General features: G+C 56.0%; 12 protein-coding genes and 1 tRNA gene. 6 read left to right on the forward strand and 7 right to left on the reverse strand.

The genetic code is table 11. From position 1 onward, the window contains the following. The first annotated feature begins 161 nt into the window (after nt 1-161). Nucleotides 162-1,097: a glycosyl hydrolase 53 family protein gene (locus BSP75_RS01680; protein ID WP_232100251.1), complete on the forward strand. Its 936-nt coding sequence runs from the start codon at nt 162-164 to the stop codon at nt 1,095-1,097. Nucleotides 1,098-1,159: 62 nt separating this feature from the next. Here BSP75_RS01680 and BSP75_RS01685 read toward each other — a convergent pair whose 3' ends face one another. The 3 genes from BSP75_RS01685 to galR all read right to left on the reverse strand — a co-directional run bounded on the left by BSP75_RS01685 (nt 1,160) and on the right by galR (nt 4,760). Then, complete coding sequence (locus tag BSP75_RS01685) at nt 1,160-1,942, reverse strand: glycosyl hydrolase 53 family protein (RefSeq protein WP_253186600.1); 783 nt, start codon at nt 1,940-1,942, stop codon at nt 1,160-1,162. Nucleotides 1,943-1,973: 31 nt separating this feature from the next. Then, the gene (locus BSP75_RS01690; protein ID WP_148140586.1) at nt 1,974-3,260 is read right to left on the reverse strand and encodes a maltoporin; all 1,287 of its coding nucleotides are present in this window, start codon (nt 3,258-3,260) and stop codon (nt 1,974-1,976) included. Nucleotides 3,261-3,758: 498 nt separating this feature from the next. Beyond that, complete coding sequence (galR, locus tag BSP75_RS01695; protein ID WP_042655988.1) at nt 3,759-4,760, reverse strand: HTH-type transcriptional regulator GalR; 1,002 nt, start codon at nt 4,758-4,760, stop codon at nt 3,759-3,761. Nucleotides 4,761-5,072: 312 nt separating this feature from the next. Between galR and galE the strand changes: the two genes are divergently transcribed. From galE to galK, 3 genes are read left to right on the forward strand one after another with little or no spacing between them, the layout of a single operon-like run. Beyond that, complete coding sequence (galE, locus tag BSP75_RS01700) at nt 5,073-6,092, forward strand: UDP-glucose 4-epimerase GalE (RefSeq protein ID WP_075112014.1); 1,020 nt, start codon at nt 5,073-5,075, stop codon at nt 6,090-6,092. A 26-nt stretch (nt 6,093-6,118) separates the two neighbouring features. Then, on the forward strand, nt 6,119-7,159 hold the full coding sequence (gene galT / locus BSP75_RS01705) for a galactose-1-phosphate uridylyltransferase (protein WP_075112008.1): 1,041 nt from the start codon (nt 6,119-6,121) through the stop codon (nt 7,157-7,159). Between the two features lie 9 nt (nt 7,160-7,168). Next, nucleotides 7,169-8,326, forward strand: a complete 1,158-nt coding sequence (gene galK, locus BSP75_RS01710; protein ID WP_075112009.1) for a galactokinase — start codon at nt 7,169-7,171, stop codon at nt 8,324-8,326. A gap of 638 nt (nt 8,327-8,964) precedes the next feature. On the opposite strand, the gene BSP75_RS01715 is transcribed toward galK, so the two are convergent. Further along, a tRNA-Ser gene (locus BSP75_RS01715) sits at nt 8,965-9,054 on the reverse strand. Between the two features lie 527 nt (nt 9,055-9,581). On the opposite strand from BSP75_RS01715, the gene BSP75_RS01725 reads away from it, so the two are divergent. Together BSP75_RS01725 and BSP75_RS01730 are read left to right on the forward strand one after the other, a co-directional pair. Next, nucleotides 9,582-10,523 (forward strand): L,D-transpeptidase family protein, encoded by a 942-nt coding sequence (locus BSP75_RS01725; protein ID WP_075112011.1) that lies wholly within the window; start codon nt 9,582-9,584, stop codon nt 10,521-10,523. A gap of 39 nt (nt 10,524-10,562) precedes the next feature. Beyond that, nucleotides 10,563-11,549, forward strand: a complete 987-nt coding sequence (locus BSP75_RS01730) for a DUF481 domain-containing protein (protein ID WP_075112012.1) — start codon at nt 10,563-10,565, stop codon at nt 11,547-11,549. Between the two features lie 99 nt (nt 11,550-11,648). On the opposite strand, the gene BSP75_RS01735 is transcribed toward BSP75_RS01730, so the two are convergent. The 3 genes from BSP75_RS01735 to rlmF all read right to left on the reverse strand — a co-directional run bounded on the left by BSP75_RS01735 (nt 11,649) and on the right by rlmF (nt 15,253). After that, a complete protein-coding gene (locus BSP75_RS01735; RefSeq protein ID WP_042057969.1) occupies nt 11,649-13,064 on the reverse strand; it encodes a DASS family sodium-coupled anion symporter in 1,416 nt (471 codons plus the stop codon). 245 nt (nt 13,065-13,309) lie between these two features. Further along, the gene (locus BSP75_RS01740; RefSeq protein WP_042655982.1) at nt 13,310-14,035 is read right to left on the reverse strand and encodes a MaoC family dehydratase; all 726 of its coding nucleotides are present in this window, start codon (nt 14,033-14,035) and stop codon (nt 13,310-13,312) included. A 246-nt stretch (nt 14,036-14,281) separates the two neighbouring features. Further along, nucleotides 14,282-15,253 (reverse strand): 23S rRNA (adenine(1618)-N(6))-methyltransferase RlmF, encoded by a 972-nt coding sequence (rlmF, locus tag BSP75_RS01745; RefSeq protein WP_075112013.1) that lies wholly within the window; start codon nt 15,251-15,253, stop codon nt 14,282-14,284. Nucleotides 15,254-15,406: the final 153 nt, after the last annotated feature.

Here is a 15,406-nt window from a genome sequence, read left to right on the forward strand (position 1 = left end):
ACGGGAGGGGCGTGAATATCAAAGCGTGTTTGCATGAGGCGCTGGGGCGCCCCATGCAACACGTAATTGGGACATAGCCTTCAATTACGGAGAAATAAGGATGAAACTGAGCTTGATCAGTGCTCTGGTGCTTGGCGCTCTACCCGTCAGAAAGTACTGCCATGGTCAAGGGAGCCGACGTCAGCTGGCTCACCCAGATGGAGCAGTCCGGCTGCAGGTTTTACAACGACAGTGGCAAGCAGCAGGATCTGTTGCTCACCCTGAAGCAGCACGGCATCAACGCCATACGGCTGCGAGTCTGGGTCAATCCGGCCGGAGGCTGGAATGGCCTCAACGATGTGATTGCCAAAGCCAAACGGGCCAAGGCCGCGGGCTTCGATATCATGATCGATTTTCACTACAGCGACAGCTGGGCCGACCCGGGTAAGCAGACCAAACCCGCCGCTTGGCAGAGCTATACATTCGAACAGTTGATGTCCAACGTCTACTGGCATACCTACAACTCGATCGTCGCCCTGAAGCAAGCCGGCATCACGCCAACGTGGGTACAAGTTGGCAACGAGACCAATAATGGCATGCTATGGGATGACGGCAAGGCATCGGCCAACATGCGCAATTTTGCCTGGCTGATCAACAGTGGTTATGACGCCGTCAAGGCAGTCAACACATCGACCAAGGTGATAGTCCATCTCGCCAACTGCGAGAACAATGCTCTTTACCGCTGGATGTTTGACGGACTCAAGGCCAATGGCGCCAAGTGGGATGTGATCGGCGCATCCATCTACCCCACCCAGACCGACAATGGCGACTGGTTCACCATGAACAACCGCTGCTATGACAACCTTGCCGATATGGTCAGCCGCCATGGCAAAGAGGTGATGATAGTGGAGGTGGGCATGCCCTGGGATGATCCGAAAAACAGCTACGATACCCTGGTCGATCTGCTCAACAAGATGAAGTGGATCCCGGACAACAAGGGATTGGGTGTCTTCTACTGGGAACCCCAAAGCCATAACGGTTGGCAAAATTACTCGCTCGGCCTGATGGACCAAGGTGGCAAACCCACCTATGCCATGGATGCTTTCCTGCAAAACTGATCGCAACATCACCATTGATAGCAGGGGGATCTGTTGGTATCCCCCTGCCCGCCAAACAAGCCTTACTCTTTTTTCGTCACCGATCTCACCGCCAAAGCCAAGGATCTGAGCGCCGGCAAGGCTCGGCCATCGGCATCAAACAGGGTCACGTTATCCCACTCATTCCCGGCCCCCTGCTTCCAACCAGCCCCATCCACCGCAATGAACTCGGGCTCCCAGTAAAAGAAACCCAACCCTCGCCCCTGCGGTACACCATGGATCTCGCGCAGCAACTGCCACAGAAAATCACGCTGCCCTACCGGGGTCATCGGATAGCTCTCCGGCCCGGTATGGGTGTAGATGTTTGGCTGCGGATCCCCGTTGCCCCGTGTCCAGGGATACGCCGTTTCAACCACGATCACAGGACGGGAAAACCGGTTAGTCAAATCAGCCATGTTGTGGGCCAGATCCCCCATGGCGCCATGCCACACCGGGTAGTAAGAGAGTCCAATCACATCGAAGGGAACCTTGCGGGCAATGATCTCTTCGAACCAGTGACGACAACGTGCGTTATCCCCACCGGCATCCAGATGCAGCATGACTTGGGTCGAGGGTGATACTGCCTTGATGGCGCGAGCCCCTGCACCAAGAAACAGAGCCAGATTATCCCAGTGAGGCACACGCCCCAGCGGCCACAGCATGCCATTTGAGATCTCATTGCCCACCTGAACCCAGGCTGGCGTGATCCCCTCCCCCTGCAAACGGCTCATCAGCTGGTGAGTAAATTGATAGAGCCGCTCGCTGACCACAGCCACCCTGTCCAACCCATAGGCGATCTCCTTGCCCGGAACAAAAAAGGGAGCCAACGGCTCCCTGATTGTTCAACTTGTGTGGTGCTTACCACCAGGCTTCGGCCTGTACACCGAAGTTCCAGGTGTTGTCATCCTCACCCCCATTGAATGACTCGCCTTCACCATCTTTCAGGTAGCTGGCAAACACACGGATCTCTGGGCGGGCAAACATGCTAGGGCCGGCAGACCAGGCCTGCGCCAGGGTGTATTTCTGACCACTGGACTTCTCTTCAAAACCACTGGTCCAGGTTTTGGTGCTTTCATATGTACCGGCTTCAACCAACGTCTTCATGATATCAGTCCAGGCATAACCGCCACGAGCAACCGCGCTGAACAGTTCGGTGTTGTCATGAAAAGCCTCGAGTTTCTCGCCCTTACCATAAGTGAAGACATGGTTCACACTGAATTTCTCTCCCATGGGAATGTCACCGGTCAGGATCACTCGGTATCCCTTGGCATCATCAGTCAGATGCCAAACATCATACCAACCGCCCCCTTGAGAGATCATATTCTGGGCCAAGCCCTTGTCTGCATACTGCAGCACCAGCTTCTCGTTGATGCCGCTGCCAGCAAAATATTGGCTCATTTCTGCCGTCAGCATGACACCATTCTTGGGATCATAGAGGTTGCCAACCTTCTTTTGCTCATCGGTCGGATTGGGCATGGCATAGCTGATACCTGTCTCAGTCCAAGCCCCTTCCCAGGGTGCCCAGCCGGCATAACGCAGATCCAGGAAGTTGACGTTCAAGTCATTGTTAACGATATCGTTGTTGATGTCGTTGCCATCAGAGCGGATCCAGGCCAGTGAGAATGCCCCAGGACCTGCTTTGAGGTTTTCAATACCGGCACCAGCACCCGAGATATTCCAGTATTTGGTATCGATGATATGAAGATCATGACGCTGATAGAAGCGCTTACCAGCCCAGACCACCGCATCGGGGGCAGCAGAAATCAGCCCCTTGGCCTTCACATTGAATTGACGCAGCGCAAATGTCGCATCTTCACTGCACTGCTTTTTATCGAAGTCACAGACAGTTGCCGTGCTTTCATAATCATTGGAACCATCGCTCTGCATGCTGAACATGCTGTCGACATAGAAAGTTTTGCCATCCTTGTTGTAAACCTCCTGACCAATACCAACTTCGGTATAGGTATCACTTTCGTTACCCAGGCGTCCGACAACGTTCTGTTTACCGGTTTGCATATCCCCATCTTGGGACACACCTACGCCGGATCGAAAATAACCAGAAAAATCAACAGCATTAGAGCTAAATGCTGTCATGGACAGAGCCAGGGCAACGGATGTAGTCAGTAGTTTCACTTTCATAGTCATTCCTTTATTCCACTGTTGCATTGTTATCTTGATGAACGCTCACCAATCCAGAGGGAAAGCGCTTTCACTGGTCGAGATGGATTATAGAAAGATTCAAGCAAAAACTGACATGACGCAACTCACATAATTGTAATCATTACATCAATTAAGTTTTTTGTCATTAACACACAATAACAAATATAACGTAAGCCATTGAATTTAATGCAATTAAATAAATGACGCACCAGTGTTATCGATTACACCAATTGTGAATTCAGGAGCTCAACAACAATGAGGACATACAAAGATTGCAGCGGGTCTATCAAAAATGTGAGCAGCATCACCTGGTGTAAGACATGGTTTCATCTATTCCAGAATGAATGATGACGCTGTGGGCTCTGGACAGCCATACGCAGCAGCAACAAGAGGAGGAGGATACAGACAAGGAAGAGACAAAAAGGCAAGGCACCTTGACGGCCTTGCCTGATGATTTATTGATAGCGTGGGATCAGGGGAATATCAGTCAATACTCCGGACCGAATGACGGCGAACCAAAGTAGGGCTGAACATATGAGTCGTCTGGGGCAGGGGCCCCCCTTTTGCCAAGGCGATCGCCAGCTCGGCAGCCTGGGTGGCCATGGCGATGATGGGATAACGCACCGTCGTCAAGCGAGGGCGCAAGTAACGAGAGATCAGGACATCATCAAACCCCACCAGTGATAGCTCCTGTGGCACCTCGATACCATTGTCACTCAGCACGGACAAGGCCCCGGCTGCCATTGAGTCGTTATAGCAGACCACTGCCGTCATATGCTGGCCTCGGCTAAGCAGCTCAGTCATCGCCGCCTCACCGCCCAGTTCATCCGGACTGCCACGGGAGATCAGGCGCTCATCGACGGCTATCTCATGCTCTTGCAACGCATCAAGGTAACCCTGCAAGCGATCTTGTGAATCAGAGATCTGATGATTGGAGCAGAGAAACCCTATCTTCTTGTGCCCTTCCTGGATCAGATGACGGGTTGCCAACCAGGAGCCATAACGATCGTCCAGCGCCACACAGCGGGACTCGTACCCGGGAACGATGCGATTGATCAGCACCATGCCTGGGACATAACTCATCATCTGGATCAACTCTTCATCCGGCAGCATTTTGGCGTGTACAACCAGCCCCGAACAGCGATGGCCCATTAACTGCTCTATCACATGCTTTTCTTTGACGGCATCGTGATAGCCATTCCCGATGAGCAGGAAGTTGCCCGTCGACTGAGCCACTTGTTCTACGGCTTTCACCATGGTGCCGAAGAAGGGGTCAGACACATCTGCAACAACCAGCCCCAGTGTCTCATTGCTTTGATGGGCCAACGCCCGCGCATTGGCGTTAGGATGGTAGTTAAGTTCATTCATTGCCTTGAAGACAGCATCACGAGATGCCTGACTCGCTTTGGGAGAATTATTGATGACACGTGAGACTGTGGCGACAGATACGCCAGACAGGAGTGCTACATCTTTGATTGTTGCCATGGATTAGCGTTTCCGGTGAACGGTACAAATAAAAACCATTATTTCATGGGTCCAAGATACTACCGGCATTTCCCATGCCTGACACGGCTTTCATCTAAAAAGCGAGAGCATCCTATCAATATATGTCAGCGCCAGTGTAACGCACTTACATTCACAACATCCCGATAAGCCAGCATCCTGAAGGCCATCTGTGACAAAAATCACATTAAATGCACTGTCATCTTCCTTCTCTTCCCCGGCAAGAGCACAATAAGGGAAAACGGTTACACAACAAGATTACCAATAGGAATACGCATCAAGGAGCGCCACATGTTGAAAATCCTTGTCACCGGTGGAACTGGTTACATAGGAAGTCATACCTGTCTGCAGCTTATCGCTGCAGGTATGACCCCCATACTGTTAGATAACCTCGCCAACAGCAAAGAAAGCGTTCTCGAACGTATCCAAACCCTCAGCGGGCAGCGCCCAGTCCTTTATCGGGGGGATGTGCGTGATGCCAGCTTGCTGGATCGGGTGTTCGCGGAACAGCAGATAGATGCCGTGATCCACTTCGCCGGGCTCAAGGCGGTTGGGGAGTCAGTGCAAAAACCACTTGAATACTATGACAATAATGTCAGCGGCACCCTGGTTTTGTTACAGGCGATGCAGCGTGCCGACGTCAAAACCTTGTTGTTCAGCTCATCGGCCACCGTCTACGGCGAGCCGGAGACCATGCCTATCCGTGAAGAGAGCCCAACCCTGCAAGCCACCAATCCTTATGGCCAGAGCAAGCTGATGGTTGAGCGCCTCATCAAGGACTTTGCCAATGCGGCGCCCGACTGGTCATTGACCCTGCTGCGCTATTTCAATCCGGTGGGTGCTCACCCCAGTGGCTTGATGGGTGAGGATCCGCAAGGGATCCCCAACAATCTGATGCCCTATATTGCCCAGGTGGCGGTAGGACGCCGTGACAAACTCGCCATTTTTGGGGATGACTATCCCACCCCGGATGGCACTGGCGTGCGCGATTACATTCATGTGATGGATCTGGCCGATGGTCACGTGGCAGCCTTGCAGACCCAGTTTGGACAGGCGGGTGTTCATGTCTACAACCTGGGGACAGGACATGGCTACAGCGTGCTCGACATACATGCCGCCTTTTCCCGTGCCTGTGGCCGTGACCTGCCTTATGACATCGTGCCACGGCGCGCGGGGGATATCGCCCAATGCTGGGCAGATCCCAGCCGGGCCCTCACCGAACTGGGCTGGCAAGCTCATCGCACCCTTGATGACATGACCGCCGATACCTGGCGCTGGCAATCACAAAACCCGAACGGCTATCCGACCCTATGAGTAGCCAGCACGAGGAACATTTATCCATGCAATTTGAACCAACCGATCACCCGCATCGTCGTTATAACCCGCTGATCCAGCAGTGGATTCTCGTCTCACCCCACAGGGCGAAACGCCCTTGGCAGGGTCAGCAGGATGAGCCGGACCGCACTCAGCGGGCCCCCCACGATCCCGACTGTTTCCTCTGCGCAGGCAATACCCGAGTCACCGGTGACAAGAATCCGGATTATCAGGAGACCTTCGTCTTTACCAACGACTTTGCCGCCCTGATGACAGACACGCCGGCAGCACCGTCCAGTGACGATCCCCTGTTCCAGCTGGAGAGTGCCCGTGGTACCAGCCGGGTGATCTGCTTCTCACCGGATCACAGCAAGACACTGCCCGAGCTGTCGCTCCCGGCCCTCACCGCCGTGGTCAATACCTGGTGCGAGCAGACCGCAGAGCTGGGACGTGATTATCCCTGGATCCAGGTCTTCGAAAACAAGGGCAGCATGATGGGTTGCTCCAATCCACATCCCCACGGACAGATCTGGGCCAACGGCTTCTTACCCAACGAAGCCGTGAAAGAAGACAACGCCCAGCGGGAATACCTTGCCAAACATGGCCGCGCCATGTTGCTCGACTATGTCGAGCGCGAGCGCGCTGATGGCCGTCGCATTGTGGTTGAAACGGAGCACTGGTTGGCTGTCGTGCCCTATTGGGCCGCCTGGCCGTTCGAAACCTTGCTGCTGCCCAAGTTTTCGGTGGCGCGCCTTCCCGCACTGAACCCGCAACAGCGAGCAGATCTGGCGATCGCAATCAAGAAACTGACCAGCCGTTATGACAACTTGTTCCAGTGCTCTTTTCCCTATTCCATGGGTTGGCATGGCGCCCCCTTCAATGGCGAAGAGAACGACCACTGGCAGTTGCACGCCCACTTCTACCCGCCCCTGCTGCGCTCTGCGAGCGTGCGCAAGTTCATGGTCGGTTATGAAATGCTGGCAGAAACACAGCGTGATCTGACGGCAGAGCAAGCGGCCGAACGACTGCGGGCCGTCAGTGATGTCCATTTTCGTGAACAGGTTTGAGGTTAAGTTATGAGTATTGAATCACCACGCAGCGTGACTGATACCACGTTTTACACCCAATACGGTTACCATCCGACCCTCGCCATCCAGGCACCAGGTCGCGTCAATCTGATAGGTGAACACACGGATTACAACGACGGTTTCGTACTCCCCTGTGCCATTAACTACCAGACAGTGATCAGTGCGGCTCCCCGCCAGGACAGCTTGGTGCGAGTCATCGCCGCTGACTACAACAATCAGCAGGATGAGTTTGATTTGAGCCATCCCATAGTGTCGCGCCCTGAATATTTGTGGGCCAACTATGTGCGGGGAGTCATCAAGTATCTGTTGCTGCGGGGCTGCAAGCTGACCGGTGCCGATCTGGTGCTCAGTGGCAATGTTCCACAGGGTGCTGGCCTGAGTTCCTCCGCCTCTCTGGAAGTGGCAGTCGGGCAGGTATTCAAGGAGATGAATCACCTCGATATCAGTCAAACCGATATCGCTCTTAATGGGCAAATGGCAGAGAACATGTTCGTCGGCTGCAACTGCGGCATCATGGATCAGTTCATCTCGGCTCTGGGTCAGCAGGATCACGCCCTGCTGATCGACTGCCGCAGCCTGGAGACTCGCCCTGTGCGTATTCCGGCTGGCATCGATGTTGTCATCATCAACTCCAATGTTCGGCGCGGACTGGTCGACAGCGAATACAATACCCGCCGGGCACAATGTGAAGAGGCGGCCCGCCATTTTGGCGTCAAGGCGCTGCGCGATCTGACCATGACGCAGTTTGCCTCTCGAGCCGATGAGCTGGATCCCGTCGTCGCCCGCCGCGCACGGCATGTCATTTCCGAGAATGAACGGACCCTGGCCGCCGCCGATGCTCTGGCCAATCAAGACATGATCATGATGGCGGAGCTGATGGCGCACTCCCATGCATCGATGCGGGATGATTTTGCCATTACCGTGCCAGCCATTGATGCATTGGTCGACATCATCAAGGAGATCATCGGCAGTCGCGGTGGTGTCAGAATGACGGGGGGGGGCTTCGGTGGTTGCGTTGTGGCACTGGTGCCACATTCACTGACCTCGATAGTTTGCGAACAAGTCTATGCCCGCTATCCACAGGTCAGCGGGTTGCAACCCAGCATTTATATCAGCAAACCGTCGGCAGGAGCTGGCCCTATCTGATTACTCACTGCTGCATCAAGGTCATAATCAGCGTAAGTAAAGAGCTCGGGATATGTCCTATATGGTCATATTTCCCCCCAAGCTCATATTAGGAAGAGCTCGTTTATAGCCTATTTTGTCCGATTTAAAATAACCTCAGTCTGATATTATCAAGGGGCAAAAGACACATATCACCCTGAACCGGCTTGGGAGCGCCATAGTGGCCTCCCAAGTTATCAGCCCTGAATAGCATTAGTCTGTCATCGGTGTGTCCCGCAAGCCATTAGACGCCAGTCGCGTTACCAGCTTATCAACCACCTCCCGCACCAACTCTCTATCTCCATGTATCGAGTTTGGTCAACTGTGAGTTGAGCACAATGCCTTGTTCGGTGGAGCGGTGACTGGTCTCACGCAGGCAGTTCTGACGTCTAACCACCAAACTCGCGCGTTGCAGCCAAGACTGTCGTTGAGCAGATACGCCAGGATTCACGAACAGCACAGGGATGAAAGCTTGGTTACGTTCGGCAGAACGTCACAGCTGTCCACAAGAGTGCTATCGAGGAGTAAGACAACCAATACCTAATGGCATACTGGATGGCATACCAGAAAAAGAAACAAATGAAAAAACCCAGCCTGTTCAACAGGCTGGGCTTGAGATATGGCGGAGAAACAGGGATTCGAACCCTGGGTGGCATTGCTGCCACAATTGATTTCGAGTCAATCCCGTTCGGCCACTCCGGCATCTCTCCGTGGGGAGAGAGTTTTACCCAAGCTGAACCGCGGATGCAATAAAAATTTGTTATATATCAAATGGCTGAATCAGATATCTGGGAGCAGGCTCACAATGTGGCATCGGCTGCTCACAGTGACAGGAGGCTTGGAATAGACAAGTTCGCGCTTCCCATACGCCGGTCGTGCGTTCTCATTAAACGGTGATCATCGCTAACCGCGTTCAGGGTGTCTTGCCTCACATAGATGCCTTGCATCGACCCCAGTCGTCAAGTCGCAAGTCGTCAAGCATCCACCCGACGCAGGGCCCGATCACATACCGAGCCATGCTCCCTGTCGTGATACTCGCACACCACCATGTTGCGCCGTTCTCCCGCTTGGCGGTCAAACATAGGGGAGAGGCCGATTTTGGCCAGTTTCCTATGTATCCCCAAACCATTGAGGGGGCGCGGCAAGCTGGTAATCATGGGCTGATTGAGGAACAATCGCGCCATCCTGGCGGCACTGTAGATGATGCGCCGCCCCGATTGAACTGATGGATCTCCCTATGCGATTGCCGAAACTCATGCCCCTCTCCTTAGCGCCCACACTTGCCCTGCTGCTGGCTGCGGCCCTGCTCTGCGCCGCGCCCGTACAGGCCAAGCGCTACCCGCTGCCGCCTGCCGAAAGCCGCCTCATTGGCGAGCTGGAGGATTACATCATCCAGCAGGATGAGCATCTGGAGCTGGTTGGCAAACATACCCAGATTGGTTTTTTGGCGCTGCTTGAGGCAAATCCCGGTGTAGACCCCTATTTACCCAAGCCGGGCACCCGCTTGACACTGCCCACCCAGATGCTGCTGCCCGATGTGCCGCGCGAGGGGATCGTCATCAATCTGCCGGAGCTGCGTCTCTACTACTTCCCCAAAGGCAAGAGCGAGGTGATTGTGCTGCCTATCGGGATTGGTGACATCGGCCGCGAAACGCCGGAGATGACCACTACCGTCATCGAGAAGAATCCCGACCCGACTTGGGTGCCCGGCCCCATGGTGCGCAAATCCTGGCTGGAGCAAAAAGGGATCACCCTGCCTGCCGTGGTGCCCCCCGGCCCGGACAACCCCCTCGGCAAGTTCGCCATGCGTCTTGGCTATGGCAAGCGCGACTACCTGATCCACGGCACCAACAAGGATTTTGGCGTTGGCCTGCGGGTGAGTGCTGGCTGCATCCGGCTGCGACCGGACGATATCGAGGCCCTGTTCAAGATTGTGCCGATCGGCACGCCGGTGCGGGTCATCAACCAGCCGGTCAAGGTGGCCATAGAGCCGGATGGTCGCCGCTGGCTGGAGGTACACTCCCCGCTCTCCCGCACCGAAGAGGAGCTTGAAAATGGCGCCCCGCTGGTGCTGTCACCGGCCATAGAGAGCTTTATCAGGGCACCTGACGTGATGCAGGATGAGGTGACTGCAGCGCTGGAGAGCAAAAATGGCCTGCCACGCCCCATCAGCAGTTAACTCATCAGCACCTGCACCATACCGGAGTTGCCTTACGTCATGAAATACCTGCCTCTCATGCTCATGGTGGTCTGCCACCCCCTGTGGGCAAAAGACATTCTCTGGATGAACAACGGCGATCGCCTGACCGGCACCATTGAAGAGGTCGGCGATGAGTCGGTGCGTATCGCCCTGCCCTATACCGGCGCAGTGACCGTCCAGCGGGATGCCATCAAACGCTGGCGTCTGGAGAAGCAGGATAAACCCAAGGCAACCGCCAAAGGGGGGATCACCCTGTTCAAGGATGAGCAGAATGAGCGCAACGCCTGGCTCTGGAGCGGCAGCGGCGATCTCAACGTCAAACTCAAGCACAAGGATAAACGCACCAACAACGTCAACTTCAAGGGAGTGACCGAACTGGCCAATCTGGATTGGCGTTACAGCCTCTCCGGGGAATATACCTACGAAACATCCGACAGCGTCACCGATAGCCACGACTACAAGCTGAACCCGACCCTTGACTACTTCTTTGACCAGCACTGGTTTTTACGCAACTCGCTCGAAGCGGAGTATGACATGCTGGCTGACAACTACCTCAAGCTGAACGTTGGCTCGGGGCCTGGTTATCGCTTCTGGAATGACAAGCACAAACGGCTGGAACTGAGTTCACAGGGCGGCATTCAGCGCGCCTACTTTCGCAGTGACAGCTGGCCAGGACTGGTCTTTTTCGATTCCAGGATCATCAGCTACCCCATCGGTAGCCTGAGCTGGGACTACCGCCAACCACTGTCATTCTGGCAACAGCGATTGGAGTTGTTCAGTAAAGGCACCTACCTGAAGTACCTGTCGCAACCTTCCCCTTACCTCACACTGGATCAGGACATCACCGGCAGCATCGGCCTGCGCTACTACTTTAACGATCATCTGCGTCTCTCCTGGTCGAGCGAGATGGAGTGGCAAAATGGCGCCCTGCACTATCCCGGGGTGGATGCCGAAATATCTGATCGCGAATGGCGCCACTTGCTTAGTTTGGGGGCAAGCTTTTGAGTCGCAAGCAGATCAACAAGAGGAGCCAATTTGGCTCCTCTTTCGATTGCAGTAATAGCGATGTGAGTGATGCAAACTCACGACTCGTCGACATCACACTCAGATCAATCCCCAGGCGGCAATCTGGTAGATCCACACCATCGCCAGCAGGGTACCGACCAACCCCATGATGACGCCGATCCGCACCATCTGGTGGCTCTCCACCAGACCGGTGGCGTGGGCCAGCGCATTGGGCGGGGTACTGATGGGCAGCGACATCCCGAGCGAGACCGAGATAGTGACCGCTAGGATCAGGGTGTGGCTGCCGCCCCACTCGGCCAGCTCCGGCATGCTGACCGCCAGCGCTGCCACCAGTGGCAACAACAGATTGGCGGTCGCGGTGTTGGACATGAAGTTGGCCATCACCACAGCCAGCAGACAGGCCCCGACCAGCACCGCCAACGTGGAGTACTCGTGGAACGGAATGTGGGTAATGAGCCGCTCGGCCAACCCGGAGTCCTCCAGCGCCAGCCCCAGCGCGATACCGCCCGATACCAGCCAGAGCACATCGAGGGAGATCTTGTGCAGATCGTCCTTGGTGATGATGCCGGTGGTCAGGAACACCGCCACCGGGATCATGGCGACCACGTAGGAGCTCATGCCGTGCAGATCCCCCAGCAGCCAGAGCACGATTGTGGTGATGAAGGTGAGGTAGACCACCCAGGCGCGAGGGGTTTGCATAAAACGCCCCTCAATCTTGAGATCCATCCGCTTGAGGGTGCTCGGGAAGAAGCGCCCCAGCAGGAACCAGCCGAGCAGCAACAGCAGTACCACGAAGGGCACCGCAAATCCCATCCACTGCCCGAACGAGATGGCATGCTCACCGGTCAGGTATTTGAGGGCCACCGCGTTGGGCGGGGTGCCGATGGGGGTGCCGATCCCGCCGAGGTTGGCCGCCAGCGGAATCGCCAGCACGAAGCCGATTTTGGCCGGGTCCTTGTCGGGAAACGCCGCCAGTACCGGGGTGAGGATGGCCAACATCATGGCGGTGGTGGCGGTATTGCTCATGAACATGGAGAAGGTGGCGGTGATCAGCATCAGCCCCAGCATGACGATCCGGGGATCCTGACCGAACGGGCGCAGCAGCACCCGTGCCAGATTGACGTCCAGATGGTACTTGGTCGCCGCAATGGCGAGGAAAAAACCACCGAGAAACAGCATGATAACCGGCGAAGCAAAGGTCGCCATCACCTCGGTCGACTTGAGCAACTCACCAAAGCCCGGCTCTGCCTTGTCGGCGGTCATGAACCAGATCCCCTTGTCCGAGAGCAGCAGCAGCTCCAGCACGATGATCAACACTGAGGTGGCGAAGATGGGGATGGGCTCCAGGATCCAGCAGAGGGCTGCCAGCACGAAAATGGCCACGACTCGCTGCTCGACCACCGTGATCCCCTCCAGCGGGATCCAGTGGGTCGGGATCAGCAGGATGGCGAGGCTCAGCAGTAGCGGCAGAATAATCTTGTGATTGATGGGCACTATTGTCTCCAGGATCGGGAGTAAGAAGCCAATAGTGGCATAACATTCTATCGCCTCACGCAGCTATCTCGCCAAAATGAGAGCTGGCTAACTGCAGCCACTCCGGTTTTGTGAGTCATATCAAGCTGGAGTCGGCGCGCCATGGCTGACGCCTCAACACTTGCAACAAACAGGCAAAAAAACGGGCCCGCTGTTCGTTGAACACGACAGCGGGCCCGTTTCACCATTTATGCCGATGAGGCGGCTCAGAAGTAGATGCGGGTCACCGACTCGATGACGCAACCCGGGCGACGGATCCCTTCGATCTCCACCTTGATCTCTTTGAGCAACTCCAGCCCGCCCTTGATGGGGGTGACCCGGGCCAGCTTGGTGCGGGCGCGGATGTTGCTGTCCACCTTGATGGGGTACGGGAAACGCACCTGATCCAGCCCGAAGTTCACCACCATGCGGGCGGTCGGGAACTCGGGGGTGGCCTCATCGACCGAGCCGGTCAACTGCGGCAGCAGCGCCAGGGTCAGGAAGCCGTGAGCGATGGTGGTCTTGAAGGGCGACTCGGCGGCCGCACGCTCCGGATTGGTGTGGATCCACTGATGATCCCCGGTCACCGCCGCAAATTGATCGATCATCTGCTGACTGACATGGAGCCATTCGCCCACGTGGGTCTCTTCACCGATGCGGGCCTGCAGGGTGGCATAGAGCTCGGCAGCCTCGGCCCCCAGCTCCACAGCGGGCTCCTGAGCCACGACGGGGCGACCGTTGGCCACCTGTGCCACAGTTGCTGCATCCTGTTGCTGTTCGTCCTGAGACTCGGCTTGCAAGTCCAGCACTCGTCCCAGCAAAGGATGAAGATGTGCCTTTTGCTGAAACTCACGCCAGTAGTCGCGGATCGCCGGAGAGAGCCAATCCTTGAGCTCAAAGGGGTGCTGCGCCAGAATTTCGCGCTTGCGCTTCAGAAAATCGACAACTTTCATCTACCGATCCCTATTTGATTCAATGCCTGTAAAGAGGTCTAACCAGTCCTATTTTATTAAAGTTTCAGCTGTAAGTGCAAAAAAATCTCGGCGTACACCTGTACCAAGGCGGAAGTCACTACTTACACCATGCAAACCAGCACGATCTACCAATGAGAAAAACGATTACCAGAGATGTGGCCAGCAGGGGGAAATTCACCGTGTTCATCATGACACAAGGCCCTCGTCGGGCCCTGTGATGGGGGTTCAGCGCGCGCTCGACCAGCCGCTACGCAATCCCTCTTCATCCAGGAAGGACCAGGCGAGGATCCGGCTCACCTTGTTGCCCTGCGCCATGTCGATCACCCGCACCTGACGGGCTTCCACCCGGCTCAGCGCCTTTTTCGCCCCCGGCAGGTTCTCTTTTTTCGACACCAGCGAGCTGAACCAGAGGCACTGGCTGGCAAACTCCTTGCTCTGGGCGATCATGTTGGCCAGAAACGCCGCCTCGCCCCCTTCGCACCACAGCTCAGCCTTCTGGCCGCCGAAGTTGAGCACGGGCGCCCCTGTCACCTCCTTGCCCAGATTGCGCAGCTTGCGCTCCGTCCCCTTGCTCGCCTCTTCCAGCGACGCATGGAACGGCGGATTGCACAGCGTCAGGGCAAAGCGCTCCTTCGGCCCTATGATGCCGCGAAACACATGATTGGGGTTGCCCTGCAGGCGGCACTCAATCTGGTTGCCGAGCCCGTTGCTCCTGGCCAGCAGGGTGGCCGCCTTGACCGAGACCGGATCGATATCCGATCCGACAAAACGCCAGCCATATTCGCGGCAGCCGAGCAGCGGATAGATGCAGTTTGCCCCCACCCCGATATCCAGCACCCTCACCCCCTTGCCGGTAGGGAGCTGGCCTGCGCTCTCGGCCAGCAGGTCGGCCGCCCAGTGCAGGTAGTCCACCCGTCCCGGGATGGGCGGGCAGAGGTAACCGGCGGGCAAGTCCCAGTGGGCAATCCCGTAGTGATGGGCCAGCAGGGCGCGATTGAGGGTCTTCACTGCATCGGGATTGGCAAAATCGATGGTGCGGATGCCGTAGTCATTGATAAAGACGTGGGCAGCCAACTCGGGAGTTCGCAGGCAGAGCGCCTCAAAGTCGTAACCCGCCTGATGGCGATTACGGGAGTGAAGTCCGGATTTGCGGTCGCCCGACTTGGGGCCACCGGCTGATGGGGTGCGGGGTTTCATGCTGAGCCTGCCGAAGAAAACGGGCCCACACTATAGTGATTTGACTCGGGAAAGTCTAAACGACGGCAATAAAAAAGGCTATGTCCCAATTACGTGTTGCATGGGGCGCCCCAGCGCCTCATGCAAACACGCTTTGATATTCACGCCCCTCCC

It is taken from the genome of Aeromonas sp. YN13HZO-058 (assembly GCF_001921245.1).
GTDB classification, from domain to species: domain Bacteria; phylum Pseudomonadota; class Gammaproteobacteria; order Enterobacterales; family Aeromonadaceae; genus Aeromonas; species Aeromonas allosaccharophila.